16 protein-coding genes, 1 tRNA gene and 1 pseudogene are annotated in these 15978 nt (G+C 60.0%); 8 read left to right on the forward strand and 10 right to left on the reverse strand.

Features of this window, described 5'->3' with window-relative positions; genetic code table 11:
* The first annotated feature begins 216 nt into the window (after positions 1 to 216).
* The 3 genes from BF99_RS20410 (at position 217) to BF99_RS0107470 (ending at position 2336) form a co-directional block, all read left to right on the forward strand.
* Entirely contained in the window at positions 217 to 1614 is a 1398-nt protein-coding gene (locus BF99_RS20410) for a tetratricopeptide repeat protein (protein WP_025770376.1), read from the forward strand.
* A 106-nt stretch (positions 1615 to 1720) separates the two neighbouring features.
* Entirely contained in the window at positions 1721 to 2044 is a 324-nt protein-coding gene (gene yidD, locus BF99_RS22430; RefSeq protein WP_231471338.1) for a membrane protein insertion efficiency factor YidD, read from the forward strand.
* A 13-nt stretch (positions 2045 to 2057) separates the two neighbouring features.
* Complete coding sequence (locus BF99_RS0107470) at positions 2058 to 2336, forward strand: Trm112 family protein (protein WP_231471339.1); 279 nt, start codon at positions 2058 to 2060, stop codon at positions 2334 to 2336.
* A gap of 219 nt (positions 2337 to 2555) precedes the next feature.
* Here the strand turns inward: BF99_RS0107470 and aroG are convergent, their stop codons facing one another.
* The 4 genes from aroG to thiD form a co-directional block, all read right to left on the reverse strand.
* Entirely contained in the window at positions 2556 to 3626 is a 1071-nt protein-coding gene (aroG, locus tag BF99_RS0107475; RefSeq protein WP_306699649.1) for a 3-deoxy-7-phosphoheptulonate synthase AroG, read from the reverse strand.
* 363 nt (positions 3627 to 3989) lie between these two features.
* Positions 3990 to 5273: a glutamate-1-semialdehyde 2,1-aminomutase gene (gene hemL, locus BF99_RS0107480; RefSeq protein ID WP_025770380.1), complete on the reverse strand. Its 1284-nt coding sequence runs from the start codon at positions 5271 to 5273 to the stop codon at positions 3990 to 3992.
* A gap of 66 nt (positions 5274 to 5339) precedes the next feature.
* A complete protein-coding gene (thiE, locus tag BF99_RS0107485; RefSeq protein WP_025770381.1) occupies positions 5340 to 6098 on the reverse strand; it encodes a thiamine phosphate synthase in 759 nt (252 codons plus the stop codon).
* Positions 6095 to 6949, reverse strand: coding sequence for a bifunctional hydroxymethylpyrimidine kinase/phosphomethylpyrimidine kinase (thiD, locus tag BF99_RS0107490; RefSeq protein ID WP_025770382.1), 855 nt, complete (start codon positions 6947 to 6949; stop codon positions 6095 to 6097). The genes thiE and thiD overlap by 4 nt, the downstream gene beginning before the upstream one ends.
* A 203-nt stretch (positions 6950 to 7152) precedes the next feature.
* Between thiD and BF99_RS0107495 the strand changes: the two genes are divergently transcribed.
* From BF99_RS0107495 to BF99_RS0107505, 3 genes are all read left to right on the forward strand, one after another.
* Positions 7153 to 7317 carry a rubredoxin gene (locus BF99_RS0107495; RefSeq protein ID WP_025770383.1) on the forward strand — a complete coding sequence of 55 codons (165 nt, stop codon included), beginning with the start codon at positions 7153 to 7155 and terminating at the stop codon, positions 7315 to 7317.
* Between the two features lie 61 nt (positions 7318 to 7378).
* On the forward strand, positions 7379 to 7750 hold the full coding sequence (locus tag BF99_RS0107500) for a HesB/IscA family protein (protein ID WP_025770384.1): 372 nt from the start codon (positions 7379 to 7381) through the stop codon (positions 7748 to 7750).
* Positions 7686 to 9194 (forward strand): ATP-grasp domain-containing protein, encoded by a 1509-nt coding sequence (locus tag BF99_RS0107505; RefSeq protein ID WP_081759156.1) that lies wholly within the window; start codon positions 7686 to 7688, stop codon positions 9192 to 9194. The genes BF99_RS0107500 and BF99_RS0107505 overlap by 65 nt, the downstream gene beginning before the upstream one ends.
* Positions 9195 to 9255: 61 nt before the next feature.
* Here the strand turns inward: BF99_RS0107505 and BF99_RS0107510 are convergent, their stop codons facing one another.
* From BF99_RS0107510 to BF99_RS20420, 3 genes are read right to left on the reverse strand one after another with little or no spacing between them, the layout of a single operon-like run.
* Complete coding sequence (locus BF99_RS0107510) at positions 9256 to 9540, reverse strand: oxidative damage protection protein (protein WP_025770386.1); 285 nt, start codon at positions 9538 to 9540, stop codon at positions 9256 to 9258.
* Positions 9503 to 9973, reverse strand: coding sequence for a CopD family protein (locus tag BF99_RS0107515; protein ID WP_025770387.1), 471 nt, complete (start codon positions 9971 to 9973; stop codon positions 9503 to 9505). The genes BF99_RS0107510 and BF99_RS0107515 overlap by 38 nt, the downstream gene beginning before the upstream one ends.
* Before the next feature lie 21 nt (positions 9974 to 9994).
* Positions 9995 to 10615: a TlpA family protein disulfide reductase gene (locus BF99_RS20420; protein ID WP_156013214.1), complete on the reverse strand. Its 621-nt coding sequence runs from the start codon at positions 10613 to 10615 to the stop codon at positions 9995 to 9997.
* A gap of 446 nt (positions 10616 to 11061) precedes the next feature.
* Here BF99_RS20420 and erpA point away from each other — a divergent pair, with 446 nt between their 5' ends.
* On the forward strand, positions 11062 to 11409 hold the full coding sequence (gene erpA / locus BF99_RS0107535; RefSeq protein ID WP_025770390.1) for an iron-sulfur cluster insertion protein ErpA: 348 nt from the start codon (positions 11062 to 11064) through the stop codon (positions 11407 to 11409).
* Positions 11410 to 11563: 154 nt separating this feature from the next.
* Here erpA and BF99_RS0107545 read toward each other — a convergent pair whose 3' ends face one another.
* Together BF99_RS0107545 and BF99_RS20425 are read right to left on the reverse strand one after the other, a co-directional pair.
* Positions 11564 to 12667 (reverse strand): anhydro-N-acetylmuramic acid kinase, encoded by a 1104-nt coding sequence (locus BF99_RS0107545; RefSeq protein ID WP_025770391.1) that lies wholly within the window; start codon positions 12665 to 12667, stop codon positions 11564 to 11566.
* 198 nt (positions 12668 to 12865) lie between these two features.
* Positions 12866 to 14488 (reverse strand): peptidoglycan DD-metalloendopeptidase family protein, encoded by a 1623-nt coding sequence (locus tag BF99_RS20425; protein ID WP_197019073.1) that lies wholly within the window; start codon positions 14486 to 14488, stop codon positions 12866 to 12868.
* Positions 14489 to 14813: 325 nt separating this feature from the next.
* Here BF99_RS20425 and BF99_RS22880 point away from each other — a divergent pair.
* Positions 14814 to 14887 (forward strand) — tRNA-OTHER (locus BF99_RS22880).
* A 58-nt stretch (positions 14888 to 14945) separates the two neighbouring features.
* On the opposite strand, the pseudogene BF99_RS23995 reads toward BF99_RS22880, so the two are convergent.
* Positions 14946 to 15971: pseudogene (locus BF99_RS23995) on the reverse strand (arylesterase); the annotation flags it as partial.
* Positions 15972 to 15978: the final 7 nt, after the last annotated feature.

Here is a 15978-nt window from a genome sequence, read left to right on the forward strand (position 1 = left end):
GCTCGCTTTGGCTCGGTTTTTCATCCTGAGACCTTGTCGCCAAGCGCGCAAGGTGGTATCGGTGAGCGACCCTCGAATCCTCCTCGGCCAATGAAATGGTTCCTCGCCGAGCGGATACCCGGCGGGTGGCAGGCGGTATGATGCCTGTAATCCGGGAATCGGTACCCTCTCGTATCAATCCCGGTCGATCGATCCGAAGAAGGGGGTAAGGTGGGCATGCGAGATAGCCGTGGACTTGAAATCACCGCCGCCGACGACGAGGCGGTACGAGGCCTCGATAGGGTGATGGAACGCTATACCCATTTCGCCCCCGATACCGGGGAGTGTTTGAAAGGGGTATTCGCCGCCGATTCGAAGATGGCTCTGGCCCATTGCATCAAGGGTTTTTTCCTGATGCTATTTTGTGTGCCGGCATTGGTCGGCAAGGCCGCTTCGAGTTCGAAAAAAGCCCGTCAATCGGTCGAGGAGCGAGGAGCCACCGAGCGCGAAAAAAGCCATATCGAGGCCTTGGATGCCTGGATTCGAGGCGATCTCCGACAGGCCATCTCGCATTGGGAGGCGATCTTGGCCCGCCATCCCCATGATCTTCTGGCCCTCAAACTTGCGCACTACATGCATTTTTATGTCAATGGTCCCAAGGATATGCAAGATTCGATCCAACGGGTGCTGCCGGCATGGGATGAAGGGGTGGAGGGCTATGCTCAGGTGGTGGGGATGCATGCCTTCGCCCTTGAGGAATGCGGGGATTATGCCGAGGCGGAACGCGCCGGGCGGTGGGCGGCGGCGCTGGATCCGGCCGATCTATGGGCGGTGCATGCGGTGGCCCATGTCATGGAGAGCGAGGATCGGCGGCGCGAGGGGATCGACTGGATCTCGGCCCATGAATCGCAGATCGAGCGGGCCAATAATTTCTCCTACCATCTTTGGTGGCATCAGGCGCTTTTTTATCTGGGACTCGAGGATTACGAGGCAGTCCTTTCGCTTTACGATCGAAGGATTCGTGCGGATCGAAGCGATGAGTACCTCGATCTATGCAACGCCGCCTCGCTGCTATGGCGACTCGAGGAGGGCGGGGTGGGAGTCGGGGATCGTTGGGACGAACTGGCGGATCGCTGCGAGGGCCGGATCGGGGAGCACTTGCTGATCTTTGCCGATACCCATTACATGCTGGCGCTGGCGGCGCGCGGGCGTAGTGTCGCCGAGACGATGATCGAGAGCATGGAGCGTTTTGCGCAAGAAAAAGTCACCGAAGGCGAGGTGGCGGGGGAAGTGGGGGCTGCGCTTTGTCGCGCTTGGCAGTATTGGTATTGCGGGCAGCGGGCGAAGACGGTGGATATTCTCTTGCCGATCCGCGAGAGGATCTCTTTGATCGGGGGATCGCATGCGCAAAGAGATCTTTTCCATCAGCTGCTGATTCGGGCCTCCATCGAAGCCGGTCGATACGATATCGCCCGCGATTTGCTGGCTCGCCGGGTCATCGAAAAACCCCGTAATCTTTGGTCTTGGAGGAAATACGCCCAAGTCCTCGGGGAGGTCGACGAAGGGGTCGAGGCCGAGAGCGCAAGGCGCAAGGTCGAAGCGCTCTCGGCCACCGCATCCGGTGGAATCGGGTGATCTTCGATCGCACCGAGCCATGCCGCTTTCATCTTCATCGAGCCCGCCGACACTTGGTCCGCCGACATCGAGCGAGGCGCGAGGCGCAAAAAGCGAGGAGGAGCGGGTGCAATATCGAAAGGCGGGCCTTTCGGTGCGAATCTTGGTCGCTTGCGTGAAAGCCTACCGATGGCTGATATCGCCTCTGTTCCCTCCTTGCTGTCGCTATTTGCCGACTTGCTCGGAGTATGCGATCGAGGCCCTGCGGCATCATGGTCCGTTCAAGGGTTCGATCCTCTCGCTGCGTCGCTTGCTGCGCTGCCACCCCTTCGGTAACGGCGGTTTCGATCCGGTTCCGCCGCCCTTGACATCGGATGCTTTGAAGCCCGCTCCGGTGCCTGATGCGAAGGTCGGCGCCGAAGACCGCTGCGAATATCGAACGAAGGAATGAAAAGGAGATTGCGTTGCCTGCCATCGATGTCGATCCCAAACTGTTGGAGATTTTGGTCTGCCCGCTGACCACGGTATCGGTGCGGGCTTTGGACGAGACAAGGCTCTTGCGTCTCAACCAAGCGATTTCCCGCAAGGAAATTCGCTATCACGACGGTTCGACGGTGGAGGTTCCGCTCGAGGAGGCGTTGACGACCGGGGACGGGCGTATCGTCTATCGGGTCGATGACGGGATTCCGATCATGCTGATCGAACGAGCGATCCCCACCGAGCATCTGGAGAATTGGTGGTGATTGGCCGCTCGGCTGAAGCCCGTCGACGACCCTCGTCGGTCAATACTCGTCGGCCAATAAGAGATAAGGCGGGTTTGCGATAAGGGCGGTATTTCGCCCAAGGATTCGAAGCGGGGTGATAAAGAACCCCGCCGGATGCCCGCTGTCGGGTATTTCGAAAGTCGCCCGGGCTTTTTCAAAAAACGAGGCGATGTCGATCGATGTCGAGCGACCTTGGGTTCAAGCCGATCCCCGACGCCTTCGAATGACCGCTTCCGACAGATCCTCGAGCACCTTCGTCGTATCCTCCCAGCCGAGGCAGGCGTCGGTGATGCTCTGGCCGTAGACAAGCGCTTGCCCTTCGACATTATCTTGGCGACCGGCGACGAGATTGCTCTCGATCATCACCCCCATCACCGCCTGCTGACCATCGGCGATTTGCCCCGCCACATCCCGACCCACCAAGACCTGACGCTGGTATTGCTTGGCGCTGTTGGCGTGACTGAAATCGATCATCAGGCGCGGCGGATGCCCGCTTTTTTTCAACTGCTCGGCGGCTTCGCCGACATGCCCGGCCTCGTAGTTGGGTGATTTTCCCCCGCGCAGGATGATATGGGCATCGTCGTTGCCCGTGGTCTTGAAGATGGCGGCGCGTCCTTCTTTGGTGAAGGAGAGGAAGGCATGGGGATGCCGCGAGGCGCCCACCGCATCCACGGCGATCTTGATATTGCCGTCGGTGCCGTTCTTGAAGCCCACGGGGCACGAGAGCCCCGAAGCCATTTCGCGGTGCACTTGGCTTTCGGTGGTGCGCGCCCCGATCGCCCCCCAGCTGATCAGATCGGCTACGTATTGAGGGGTGATCAGATCGAGGAATTCCACTCCCGCGGGCATGCCGGAATCGTTGAGATCGCGCAACAACCGCCGCGCGATGCGCAGCCCCTTGTCGATATTGAAGTTGCCGTCGAGATCGGGGTCGTTGATCAATCCCTTCCAGCCGATGGTGGTGCGGGGTTTTTCGAAATAGACCCGCATCACGATCAGCAGCTGATCCGCGAGGCGGTGGCGATATTCGAGCAGCCGATTCGCATAATCGCGGGCGGCATCCGGATCGTGGATCGAACAAGGGCCGACGATCGCAAGAAGACGGTCGTCCTCGCCGTGAAGGATCCGGTGGATATCCTCCCGGGTCGAGGAGATATGCATCGAGGTCGATCCGGTGAGCGGGAATTCGTCGAGTATCGTCTTCGGGGTGGCGACATCGTCGATCGACGAGATCCGTAGATCGTCGGTTTCATATCGTGTTTTCATCATCAATCGGCTCTTTGAATGCTTTTGCAAAAGGGGCGCTTCGTTTTCGAAGACCCGATCTTCGGGTCTTTGGATGATACGAGGGATGATGCGAGCGGCATCTTGGCAAATCGAATCCGGTATGTTGCAGCGCAGCGATCCGGCATCGCCCGATGAGGGTCGATAAAGATCGATGATATCGATGCGCCCGCCCAAGCGCTCGCTCGGACACCGAAAAAAGCGCGCGCGATCGGGCGATTGTATACAGATCCCGGGTCCCGAGTGCCGGCGATTCATCGAGGATCGGATGCGATCCCATATCCCCGCAGGATGTCCCTTGCGGATAAAACCGGTCTTTTTTCGAGATCGACGCGCTATTTCAATGCGCTATTTCAAGGCCGAGAATGCCTCCTCGGAGGCGCGCAGGGTGGCTTCCAACTCCTCCTCGTTGTGCGCTGCACAAACGAACCCGGCCTCGAATGCCGAAGGTGCAAGGTAGACCCCGTGATCCAGCATGGCGTGGAAGAATCGAGCGAAGCGTGCGCTATCGCAAGCCATGACATCGGCAAAGCCCCGCACGCTTTCGGCCTCGGTGAAAAAGATCCCGAACATGCCACATACGGCATTCGTCGTCATCGGAATACCGGCGGCGGCGGCGCGTTCGCGAAGACCCAAGACCAAACGCTCGGTCATCGCCTGCAATCGATCGTAAAAACCCTCCTCGCCGATCAGATCGAGGGTCGTCAGCCCGGCGTTCATCGCGATCGGGTTGCCCGAGAGGGTGCCCGCTTGGTAAACCGGGCCCTCGGGGGCGAGGCGATCCATGATATCGGCTCGGCCTCCGAAAGCCCCCACCGGCAATCCTCCCCCGATGATCTTGCCCAGGGCGGTCAGATCCGGGCGGATGCCGTAGAGCGCTTGCGCCCCCCCGGGAGCCACTCGAAAGCCGGTCATCACTTCGTCGAAGATCAGCAGCGTTTCGTATTCGTCGCAGCAGCGGCGAAGGGTCTGTAAAAACCCCGAAGCGGGAGGAATGCAGTTCATATTGCCCGCCACCGGCTCGACGATGACCGCCGCCAGCCGTTCGCCATGCTCGGCGAAGGCTCGGCGTACTCCCTGATCGTCGTTGAAATCGAGGACCAAGGTCTGTTCGGCGAAGGACTCGGGCACCCCGGGCGAGGTGGGGGTGCCGAAGGTCAGGGCACCGGAGCCCGCTTTGACCAGCAGACAGTCCCCGTGTCCGTGGTAGCAGCCCTCGAATTTGACGATGGCGTCGCGGCCGGTGAAGCCGCGGGCAAGGCGGATCGCGCTCATCGTCGCCTCGGTTCCGGAATTGACCATCCGCACTTTTTCGATCGAGGGAACAAGGGTGCGGATGCGAGCGGCCATCTCCGATTCCACCACGGTCGGAGCCCCGAAGCCGAGCCCCCGCTTGGCCGCTTCTCGCACCGCTTCGATGACCTTGGGATGAGCGTGTCCCAAGATCGCCGGCCCCCAAGAGCCGACATAGTCGATATAGGAGCGGCCATCGATATCGAAGAGTCTGGCCCCTTCGGCGCGTTCGAAAAAGATCGGGCTTCCCCCGACGGATCGAAAGGCTCGTACCGGGGAGTTGACTCCACCGGGAATCATGCTGCGGGCATGCTCGAATTCCTGTTCGGAACGAATCATCGATCGGATTGCCTCTTTTGATATCCAAGTTTCAAGGGTTTGCAAAAATCATCCCGGGGTTCGCCGCTAGGAACGATCTGCGCCGATGTGCGCCCGATCCCCCGCCGGCGGAAAGAGTCGGGCATAGCCGCGCGCGGCACGCTCTATATCTCGAAGACCGGGATTTGCAAGGATACCCCTTTCTTCGTCGCCATCGTTTTCGCTCGATCGGTTTGCGAAAACTCCGGTGATCGCCGCGATCAAAGAGGCCCCGGCGGCGATCAGATCGGGCGCCCGCTCTGCGGTGATGCCGCCGATGGCGACGATCGGCAAATCGATTCGCTCTTTCGCGCGGGCAAGGATCGAAATATCGGGCCTTACCGCCCGGGTCTTGATCGAGGAGGGAAAGAAACTTCCGAAGGCGACATAGTCCGCCCCTTTATCCGCCGCTCCAATTGCGAGATCGAGCCGGTCGTAGCAAGACACGCCGACGATGCGATCCTCCCCCACCACCCGTCGGGCATCCTCGAGGCTGCCGTCATCGATGCCGATATGAACCCCGTCGGCTCCGACCTCGAGCGCCAACGAGGGATCGTCGTTGATGATCAAGGGGATCCCCCGCTCTTGGCAAAGATGCGCAAGACGAGAGGCGGTGCGGCGTCTTCGATCTCGACCATCCGCCGATCTCTCCAAGCCCCCCGGTCGATCTTTGTCGCGATATTGGATCATCGCCGCTCCGCCTTTGATGGCCGCATCCACTTGTTCGGCGATGAGGTCGGGATCGTCTCCGACTCCCGGCGAGGGGGCGGTGATCGCATAGAGGCCGCAAGCGGGTAGCAAGGTCATGGTTCGGATTCGATGGATGGAGGGAGCGAGCGAGGAAATGCACGGTTTCGGGGGCGGATCTTTCCAAGCCCCCGGCGGTTCGGGATGGATTGGCCGGAGCCGATGCGATATCCTCGGGCGATCGCCTCGTGGGCGAAACCCTGTGCGCACTCGACGGCCTGCAAGGGCGTTTGTCCCATCGCCAAATAGGTTGCCACGGCGGTGGCGAGGGTGCATCCGCTGCCGTGAAAGACACCCTCGATGCGCTCCCATCCAAAGGATAGCGGTTCTTTGTCCCCGGTATGGAAGCGGTTGATCACTTGCGGGGTATCCTCGTCCGCACCGGTGATCAAAATGGATTTGCAGCCGCGCTGCAAAAGGGCTTTCGCCCCCTCCCTTTCGTGCGGATGATTCGGAGCCAAGCGATGCAACTCCAAGCGATTCGGGGTCAGGACCGTGGTGTGGGGTAAGAGATCCTCGACCAAGGCCTCGGTCAGTGCATCGTCGACGAGATCCTTTCCTCCCCCGGCTCGGCAAACGGGATCGAGAACCACCGGTATCCCCCGATGCTCGACGAGGATATCGTGCACGATCCCGATCGTTTCAAGCCCCCCGAGCAGGCCGATCTTGATCCCGTCGATGGCGATATCGGCAAGCAAGGGCCGCACTTGGGCGAGCACATCCTCGGCGGGGATGGGGATGAGTGCCTTGACGTCGTTGGTGTCTTGGGCGGTCAAGGCGGTCGCCACCGGCAGGGCATGCCCGCCCAAAGCGGCGACGGTCTCGATATCCGCTTGCAGACCCGCACCGCCGGTCGGATCCAATCCGGCAAGACATAATATGACGCAAGGGTCGGTGCTCTCGTTCTTCATCGCTTATCGACACCGGCAAAAGGGGCGTTATCCTCGGCAAGGGGCAAGGATCGAGTGCCTCATTTTAATCCTAAGGGGAAGGGCGCTCGTCGGCGAGCCGCAAGATTCATGGTCGCCCTCCCCAAAGGGAATCATGCGATAATCCCTTTGCATGGCACGATATCGCCCTCCATAGAACCGTCGGTGCGGAGAAATAAAAGCGGATGAAATCCTATATGTGCGTTATCTGCGGGTTCGTCTATGACGAGGCCGAGGGATTGCCGGAGGAGGGGATCGCCCCCGGAACGAAGTGGGATGATGTGCCGATGAATTGGGTATGCCCCGATTGCGGGGCGCGCAAAGAAGATTTCGAGATGATCGAGGTCTGAAAAACCGACCATCGTCGCTTGCGTCGTCGAGGGTCGAAGAATATCGGATCGGGAGAGATCGATGGAATATCGCACCGCTTTGAGCGCCGACGAGATCGGTATCAGCCCCGAAGCCTGTGAGCAATTTCGCACGTTGTTGACACAGGTGGAGGATGATGCCATCGAGGCCATTCGTATCTATGTCGCCGGGGGCGGTTGTTCCGGCATGACCTATGGCATGACCTTTACCGACCGTTGCGGCGAATACGATAGGGTCTTCGACGGCGACGGCTATCGCATTTATATCGATGCCGTGGCCATCGGTTATCTCAAAGGAGTCGAGATCGACTTCACCACCGGCGAAACCGGTTCGAGATTCGTTTTCAGCAATGTCTTCCAAACGACCGGCGGTTCGGGGGCCTGTGGCGGCTGCGGGATGGCCGGCGGACACTGAGGGTCCTGTCGATCCTGATCCTTCGATCCTGATATCGGGGGATTCCCCGGGGCGACACGAATCGGAATGCGAACCCCGCATTCGAAATCTTGGGCGAGCGCTGCTGATCGCCCCTTCCGGTAGTTATCGCTTGTCGGCGTGGATGCGCGCCGCCGCCGGGCTCGATCTCGATATCCTCGTCGCCGCCGAGGGCGAACACTCTCTTATGCCGATCGGGCTCATGCCGATCGAGTCGATGCCGCTCGAAGCCGATGGGCGACTCGGACTCGCTCCGAGAGCGAGCGGCTTGCGCATCGATTTCGATGATCCGCAAGGAGCGGTGGATCGGATCTTGGCCGAGCATCGCAAGCAGGCGATCGCCGTCGTCATCGGCACCGACGATATCACCTTGGAACTAGCCGGTCTCACGGCTCGGGCCTTGGGTCTTGCCCATAACGATCCCGAATCCGCTCGTATTTCCCGCCGCAAGGATATGGCTCGCACTGCGATGGCCGAGGCCGGTCTTCCGATCCCCTCGTTTCGGCGCTTGGATCTTCGCTTTGACCTCGGCAGCGGGATCGATGCTCTGTGGGATAGGCGTCCTGCGGACTCCCTCGCCTTGCCCTTCGATTTTCCTTGCGTGGTCAAACCCTTGGCGATGTCCGCCAGTCGCGGGGTCATCCGCGCCGACGATCTCGGGCAGCTGCACGATGCCTGTCGTCGTACGGCGGCGATCGTCGAGTCCGCCAAGCCCTCGATCGATGAGGAGGAGGCTGGCTGCTTGCTGATCGAATCCTTCATTCCGGGGCCGGAGATCGCATTGGAGGGGTTGCTGCGGCAAGGGGAGTTGCAGACCATCTCCATCTTCGACAAACCGGATCCCCTCGACGGCCCTTTTTTCGAAGAGACGCTCTATATCACTCCCTCGCGCCTGCCCGAAGCAATTCAGCGGACGGCCCGTCGACGGGTGCAAGAGGGTTGCGCGGCTTGCGGCCTACGAGAGGGCCCGGTGCACGCCGAGCTGCGCATCCATGACCGAGATGCGTGGATCATCGAAATAGCGGCTCGCACCATCGGCGGGGATTGCGCCCGTCTTTTTCGCTTCGGGGCCGCCGACAAGAGCCTCGAGACGGTCATCTTGCAGCACGCCTTGCGGGCCTCGCCGGATCTTTCGATGCCCGAAGGACGAGCCGCCGGGGTATCGATGATTCCGACTCCGGCTGCGGGGGTGCTGCGGCGGGTGGAGGGGGTTCTCGAAGCGAGTCGGATCCCGGGTATCCAAGAGGTGTCGATCGCCGTGCGGGAGGGCTATCCTTTGCTCCCCTTGCCCGAGGGCGGCGAATACCTCGGATTCGTTTTTGCCGAAGGAGACGATCCCGAAGAAGTGGAAGCGGCGCTTCGCCGGGCGAACGACGAACTGCGGGTGATCATCGCCCCGTCGATCCCCCTCGATATCGCAGGCTGAACGAAGCGCCTCGACCCGCGTCGCTCGGGTTTTCCTCGAGTTAGATAGGGGTAAATGCCCGCTATTTCTTGCCTCGTCCGGTGCGAAATCCGGCGGGAAGTCCTCCGAGATCGCCTTCTTCGAAGAGAAAGCCGAGCATGTGGCGCTCGATCAAGGCGATGCTTTCCGGATCCGCAGTGCTCAGTTGGTTTTCATTGACGATCATCTGCAAGCGCTGCAACCAATCGTTCCAAGCCTCGGCCGAGATATTTTCGTAGATCCGCTGCCCCAGCTCCCCCGGCCACGGCGCTTCATCGAGCCCCTCGGCTTCACGGCCGAGCACTTTGCATTGGACGGTTCGGGTCATCGAAGGGATCCATTGACGGTTTGACCGTGACCAAAATGACCGCCGCCACCAAAATCAGGGCGGGGATCTCGTTGATCAGGCGATAGAAGGAAGATCGGTGTCGATTGCGACCGGCGGCGAAGTCGGCGATGATTTTAGCGCACCATAGGTGATAGAGCACGAGAGCGACGACCAAACCGAGTTTGAGTCGGAACCAGCCGCTCGCTCCCCAAGCGGCCCAAGCATGATCGACGGTCAACCACAGTCCGAAAGCGATGGCCCCGATGGCCCCGATGCTCATGATCGAGAACAGCCTGCGTTCCATCACCTGAAATCTCAGATCGCCGGGTCGATCCCTGGTCGAGGCGTGGTAGACGAAAAGACGGGGCAGGTAGAGGAGCCCGGCGAACCAGGCCACCACGAAGATGATATGAAAGGCTTTGACCCAGAGCATGATCGAGATCCCATCGCCTTATCAATAGACGAGGGTGCGAAGGCGGTCGGCGAGGGCTCGGGTATCGAGCGCCCCGAGATGACGAAAAGCGATCCGACCATCGGGGAGGATGAAAAAATGGGTCGGCGTCGCTTCGATGCCGCCGAAGCGCTTTTCGATCGCTCCGTCGGGATCCAGGACCACCGGCCAAGGAAAGGCGCGTTTTTTGGAGAGGATCACGACGGCATCGGGGAGATCCCAGCTGGCGGCCACCGCGATCACTTCGAAACCGGCGGGGGCGAATTCCCGATAGAGGGCTTCGATCTCGGGGATTTCTTGCAGGCAGACACGGCAGCTCGTGGCCCAGAATTTGATAAGAAGCGGACGACCGGCGAGGGATTCGGGATCGAGGGTGCGACCGTCGATGGTGTTGAAAGAGATGTCGGGCAATGCCTTCGGACCCCGGGGGCTGAGGATCCCCGACAGGATCCAAATGATCGAAGCCCCGAGCAGCAAAAGGCCGACCACCGCCGCCACTTTGATGGAGCGACGGCTCTTCGCTTTATCCTCGGCCAAAGAACGCATGACGCTGGTCTTCTCGCTTTCGAATACCCAAAGGCCGCGCGGGGTGGGTGATACCCTTGCCTTCGACCCAGTGCTCAAGCAAAGTGCTCGATATTCGTATCATCGTCCGGTATCGGATCCGATATCTTTTCCGCGAAAAAAGGGCGGCGCCGATAAAAGCCCGTCGATGCCGCGATCGCCCGATGATACAGCCGAGCCCTTTGCGGATTTTGAAAGCGGGCTTCGAGGGTTGAATGCGAAGCCGAAGATCGCAGTTGCGTGATCTCGTCCCTCCAAGCCTATCCATGGCATCGGTCTTGGCCTTCGCTTCGCCGGGGGGTGCGAAAGAAGAATCGGGCATCGTTCGAGTCGAAAAAATATGGGTCTTGATCATCGGGATTCGATCCACGGACAAACCCTCGAGCTTTGGCATCGCCGAGGGACGGTTGATTTACCGCCTTCGAGGATTTATCTTATGAAGGGTGTTCGAGCGCTATCCCCTATCGGCCTCTTGGGCCAAGACGGCACAATCTGAGGATGCATTCATGTCGATTTCGGATTTCAACGGATCATTGACCTTCTCCGAAAAGGCGGCCCGCAAAGCGGCGGAGCTGATCCTAAGGCAAGGTCGGGTCGATCCGCTCCTTCGGGTTTATATCGAAGGAGGCGGTTGTTCGGGTTTTCAGTATGGCTTCAACTTCGAAGATGCGGTGGCCGAGGATGATGTCGTCATCGAGCGGGAGGGGTCGAAGCTGTTGATCGATCCGATGAGCTTCCAATACCTGATGGGTTCGGAAATCGACTACAAAGAAGATCTTCAGGGATCCCGTTTCGTGATCAACAATCCGAATGCGACCACCACCTGCGGTTGCGGGATGTCCTTTTCCGTATGATGAGATCGCTTTTCCAATCCAGCAGAAATCGTTTTCGATCGCATCGCTTTTCGGCCAGGGCAACAAGAGGATTCGGGCTCGCCTTTTCAACAGGCGGGCACGAGGCTCCTCGGTTGCTTCGATCTTTGGCTTCGATAGACGGGTTCGATAGCGATCAGGCTCGATAGATCCCGCCCAATATCCTTTCCCCCTTGGCCCCGGTCATGTCGGGAGCGTTGCCGCTCTTGCCGGCGAGGGTGCGCATCGCAAGCCAAGCAAAGGCAACCGCCTCCACCCATTCGGGATGGATTCCGAGTCGCTCGGTGGTTTCGATGCGAAGCCGAGGCAGGCGCTTTGCCAAGCCCTCGGTGAGCAAGGGATTTTGCGCTCCCCCACCACAAAGATAGACCTCCTCGATGTGCGGGGCGAATCGCTCGATGGCCTTGGCTACGCTCTCCACGGTCAGTTCGCACAGTGTTCGCAGGATATCTCGGCTTCGTTGCGCCATATCCCCTCGATTCCCGATCCGATGCGAAAGCCAAGTCGAGTTGAAATATTCCCGCCCGGTGCTTTTCGGCGGGGGTCGATCGAAATAGGCATCGAGTAGCAGGGCATCGAGCAACGAGGTGATGGTATTGCCGGTGCGGGCCAGTTCGGCATCCCGATCCATGGGTCTGCCGAAATGCTCTCGAACGAAAGCATCGAGCAGGGTGTTGCCGGGGCCGGTATCGAAACCGAGCGGCGGGGATTTCGATCCCACCACCGAGAGGTTGGCGATGCCCCCGAGGTTGAGGATCCCCCTTTCTATCGATTCTTCGAAAAAGGCCGCTCGATGAAAGGCGGGGGCCAAGGGAGCGCCTTCGCCCCCGGCGGCGATATCCCGGCGTCGAAAATCGCAGACGGTGGTGATGCCGGTGCGCTCGGCGATGATATTGGCATCGCCGATCTGCACCGTGAACGGATAGGGCTCGCAAGGGGCATGCCAGACGGTTTGTCCATGGCTGCCGATGGCCGAGATATCTTGCGCTTCGACCCCGGCGCTTGCGATCAGGGCTTGGACGGCATCGGCGAAGAGCCCCCCGATCTGCACATCCGCCTTCCAAAAGCGATGAGCCGGGAGATCGGGGCTTTGAGCCAAGGCATGGAGCTCGTGCCGCAGCGAGTCGGGGATCGGGGTGGATGAGGTCGAAACGAGACGGATCCTTTCCTCGTCGAAGTCGACGAGGGCGGCATCGACCGCATCCACGCTCGTTCCCGATATCAGGCCGATGAATAGCATCCGATTCTCGTACCCAAAAGATCGTTTTTCGGATCGTGATAAAGGGCGAGCCCCGGCATTATCCGATGGGCGGCGCTTTCTCGGGATTGGCCGATGCTCTCTTCAAAGCCCCGAGGCTTCGATGCTTTCGATTTCGAAGTCCGACGAGATCGGTGGCACGGCTCGATATTCAAAGGCCGCAGCGATAAGCCCGCGGGTTTAGTTGGACGAGGCGACGGAGGGGCGGCTGACGATATCGAGTTGGGTCAAGATGGCCCCGGTCTTTGCGCGGAAATCCTTTCGATACTTTTTCGGGACCGGGGCATCCGACGGGAGTCGGATGGTGAGAGGATCCTGATGCACGCCGTTGATGCGAAATTCATAGTGCAGATGCGGACCGGTGGAGAGCCCGGTGCTCCCGATGAATCCGATCGGCTGCCCTTGGCTCACCCTCGCTCCGGCGTGAATGCCCTTGGCGTATCTCGATAGATGGGCGTAAAGGGTGGAATATCCCGAATGATGCTTCAAAATGATGGTCTTTCCGTAATTACCCTTGTTGCCGACGAATTGAACGTTTCCGTCGCCGACGGCCATGACCCTCGTTCCCCGAGGAGCGGCATAGTCCACCCCCTTATGCGGCCGGATGGTGTGCAAGATGGGGTGTCGGCGAGCGTGGCTGAAGCGGGAGCTGATGCGGGCGGTGGCGACGGGGGAGCGTAAAAACGCTTTTTGCATGCCACTCCCGTCGGGGGTGAAATATCCGCTGAAGCCTTGAGGATCGACATAGCGCACCGCTCTGATCGCCTTCCCGCGATTGATGAATTCCACCGCGAGGATGGGGCCGAAGCCGCCTCGAATCATCTTCCCGTCTTTCATCTTTTTCTCGTAGATCAACGAGAAGGTATCCCCCGGTCGAAGATCGCGAGAAAAGTCCATATCCCACTTGAGGATATCCTCGACCTGATCGGTGGCCCCGGGCGGTAGCCCGGCTCGGAGCCTTGCGGCATCGAAGGAGGATTGGATACGCCCGCTGGCCGAGGCTCGCACGATATCCGGGGTCTCTTCCACCTCCTCGAAGTCGAATCCATCGCCCTTGCGCTTGATATCCAGGAAATGGATGGGATCGGTGCGGTACACCATCCGTTGGAGGCGGGACTCGTCGTCGATATGCAAGATGATGTTCTGGCCGGGTCGAATGCGTTTGAATCTCTTTTTGAGGCTATCGTGCTCGGTGATCAAGGCCAGATCTTTATCGGAGATTCCGAAGCGTTTGAATATCAAGAACAGGCTATCGCCCTCGCGAATGGTTACCTCGTGGGCTTGCGGGAGATGATCCCCGCTCTCGATCTCTCGAGACGCCGACGATTCAGGCAATTCGAGCGATGCGGAGGGATCTGAGTTTTTCGAAAACTCGACGGGGGAAGACTCGACGGGATTATCCGAGGCGATACCGAGGGCCTTGATCGCCATCGATATCGGATTGCCGACGGATTCTTCGTCCTCGACCTCGATCTCTCGAGATACCGACGATTCGGCCGATTCGCGCAAGGCGGGAGACCCTGAGTTTTTCGAAGGCTCGACGGGGGAAGACTCGACGGGATTATCCGAAGCGATATCCGGGGCCTTGATCGCCATCGATATCGGATCGGCGGCGGATTTGAGCGGGCGATCGCCGCCGGCGGTCCAGTGCGGATCCGTCAATCCGGCGATTTCCGGATCGTCGTGTGCAAGTCGCACCACGGATGGACCGACGTCGATGGAATCGATGGTGGGGGAGGGTAGGGCCGAGGGATCCTCTTGCAAGAAGACGGCGGCCAAGGCAAGGAACGGTATGGTCAGCACCGACACCCAAGCGGACCGTCTCGATCGGCCTTGATTCGGCGTTCGGCGGAATAAAGTAAAGGTATAAGAAGAGCGCGGTGTCGCTCCGCGCGGCTTCCTTCCAAGGCGTGATAGGAGGGTCATCGTTTCTTTGTCTCGCCGCCTCGCAATCTTGGAGAAAATGGCCCTTGGCCGGGGCGGTGCTTTCGCTTCGAATTCAAGCGCTGCGCCGAACGCGCTCAGCCGGCGGAGATTGTACCCGAAATCGAAGGGACGCTTCGAGATTCAAGCCCCGTCGACGAGCGATCATCGGGCGGCGGCGATGGGTGTATTCGAATCCTCGGATGCGTATCGAGCGGCTTTATGCGCACTTCGGATCATCGGTCGATGTCGAGGGTTCGAATCCCTCGATCCGCTCCACGAGGCAGATCACCATCGGCAGCATCCTCTCGACGATGACCATCACGCCCTTGCGGTTGGGGTGGAGGTCGGGATTGCCGTCCACCATCAAGTTGAGTTCGGGGATGGCGGCCACTCCTTCGAGCAAGAAGGGATAGAGCAGGGCGTCGTATCGTTCGGCCAGATCCGGATAGATGGCGTCGAAACGTTGCGTATATCCGAGCCCGAGGTTGCGAGGGGCTTTCATCCCGGCGAGGAGCACGGGTAGTTCGCGCTTTTCGAGTTCGGCTAAGATGCGATCCAGGTGCGAGCGGGAGGTCCCGGGGTCGATCGCCCGCAAGGCATCGTTGGCCCCCAAGGCCACGATCACCGCATCGGGCCGATCCGCCAAGACCCATTCGAGTCGGGCAAGGCCTTGGGCGATGGTATCGCCCGAGACTCCGGCGTTGATCACTCGAATGCCAAGATAGCGCTCGCTTAGAGCATCCTCGAGTCGGGCGGGCAGGGCATCGGCGGCGGGAAGTCCGTAGCCGGCGGTGAGGCTATCCCCGAGCATCAAGATGATCGGGGGCTCGGCGGCGCGAGCGGCGTTCCATTCCATCCATCCCCTTGGTATTTCGGTGCTCGATGCGAGAGCGAGGCCGAGAACGAGCGCGGCGAAGAATCGGCGGGGATATCCCTTTCGCATGATGATCGCTCCTTGGCGGCGCGTGGGGTCGAGGACGTTTTTTTCATCCATCGATCGAGTCTTGCGAGGGGTGCCGGATCGTATCGACATCGAGGTCGACGAGCGCCCTCGAGTCCGAAGAGCGATCGATGGGATATTCCGAGGACGATCCTCGTTGTTCTCTCGGCGCTTTTCCTCGATCATTAGCGACGGATCGTTTTTTCGATCGGGATCGTCGATGATATCCCTTACCATTATCCGATAGGTGGCCGCTCGAGGGGCGGTATCGAGAGGCGTTATCGAGCGAAGGCCGGTGCTCGCCGTCTTTTTTTCGTCGATCGACTCGAAAGGTGCGATCTCGGCGGCTCCTCTCTTGGCGGCCACGAGTCCGTCCTTCGACGAATCCGCCATCGACCGACCTGCCATCGGTGAATCCATCGATGGA

Origin of the sequence: Thioalkalivibrio sp. HK1 (genome assembly GCA_000583135.1) — a bacterium.
Taxonomy (GTDB): Bacteria; Pseudomonadota; Gammaproteobacteria; order HK1; family HK1; genus HK1.

What these genes read in the sequence shown, in the direction of transcription:
- BF99_RS20410 (WP_025770376.1), top strand. Translation starts at nt 217, where the DNA reads ATGCGAGATAGCCGTGGACTTGAAATCACCGCCGCCGACGACGAGGCG.
- aroG (WP_306699649.1), bottom strand. Translation starts at nt 3,626, where the DNA reads ATGATGAAAACACGATATGAAACCGACGATCTACGGATCTCGTCGATC.
- hemL (WP_025770380.1), bottom strand. Translation starts at nt 5,273, where the DNA reads ATGATTCGTTCCGAACAGGAATTCGAGCATGCCCGCAGCATGATTCCC.
- thiE (WP_025770381.1), bottom strand. Translation starts at nt 6,098, where the DNA reads ATGACCTTGCTACCCGCTTGCGGCCTCTATGCGATCACCGCCCCCTCG.
- thiD (WP_025770382.1), bottom strand. Translation starts at nt 6,949, where the DNA reads ATGAAGAACGAGAGCACCGACCCTTGCGTCATATTATGTCTTGCCGGA.
- BF99_RS0107495 (WP_025770383.1), top strand. Translation starts at nt 7,153, where the DNA reads ATGAAATCCTATATGTGCGTTATCTGCGGGTTCGTCTATGACGAGGCC.
- BF99_RS0107500 (WP_025770384.1), top strand. Translation starts at nt 7,379, where the DNA reads ATGGAATATCGCACCGCTTTGAGCGCCGACGAGATCGGTATCAGCCCC.
- BF99_RS0107505 (WP_081759156.1), top strand. Translation starts at nt 7,686, where the DNA reads ATGTCTTCCAAACGACCGGCGGTTCGGGGGCCTGTGGCGGCTGCGGGA.
- BF99_RS0107510 (WP_025770386.1), bottom strand. Translation starts at nt 9,540, where the DNA reads ATGACCCGAACCGTCCAATGCAAAGTGCTCGGCCGTGAAGCCGAGGGG.
- BF99_RS0107515 (WP_025770387.1), bottom strand. Translation starts at nt 9,973, where the DNA reads ATGCTCTGGGTCAAAGCCTTTCATATCATCTTCGTGGTGGCCTGGTTC.
- erpA (WP_025770390.1), top strand. Translation starts at nt 11,062, where the DNA reads ATGTCGATTTCGGATTTCAACGGATCATTGACCTTCTCCGAAAAGGCG.
- BF99_RS0107545 (WP_025770391.1), bottom strand. Translation starts at nt 12,667, where the DNA reads ATGCTATTCATCGGCCTGATATCGGGAACGAGCGTGGATGCGGTCGAT.